Origin of the sequence: Bartonella queenslandensis AUST/NH15, assembly GCF_000312585.1 — a bacterium.
GTDB lineage: Bacteria > Pseudomonadota > Alphaproteobacteria > Rhizobiales > Rhizobiaceae > Bartonella > Bartonella queenslandensis_A.
Genome location: NZ_HE998112.1, coordinates 1 through 548 on the forward strand (window position 1 = coordinate 1; position 548 = coordinate 548).

At 44.9% G+C, this 548-nt stretch carries 1 pseudogene; it reads right to left on the bottom strand.

What is annotated here, in order from left to right:
• Positions 1–10: 10 nt before the first annotated feature.
• Positions 11–548: pseudogene (locus BN338_RS12260) on the bottom strand (hypothetical protein); the annotation flags it as partial.

Here is a 548-nt window from a genome sequence, read left to right on the forward strand (position 1 = left end):
ATTTTACTGCTTAATCTGCCCCGACACCCATGAGTTCATTAAAAACTGCCTCATTTTTGGGGTTGCTTATCCAGGCATTGAATTCTCTTTCAGACATATTGGCGATTGTTTCCTTGGTCATAGAGCCCCCACTCCCCCTGCCACCAGACGCTGTCAATGTTTTGGAAGAGTTTTGCCTCTTTTCCAATGCAGCTAACTGATTATGGGCTTGAACACCCTTTGCTTGATAGCCAAGATTTTGTGCTAATCTATAGATCTCTTCTGCTGGATTAACACCTTTCTCGGCACAAATTGCCACTACCGAGCGCAATTGATCCCCAATAATCCCGTCAATTGTCTCTCTGTGCGCATAGGAAGGGCAAATATTTGACCATGCACCCAACTGTGCTGCAAAGGTGTTATAGAGAAAGTCTGCTGCTGCATCAAAATCACTGTACTTCCCCTGAACTGCCTTCACAGAACTTTCCAAAAACTGATTTAAATGCCCATGATACTGCTGTTGTTCGAATGCCTGCTGGTGCGCTTGCTGCTGTGCTTTAATAAAGGCG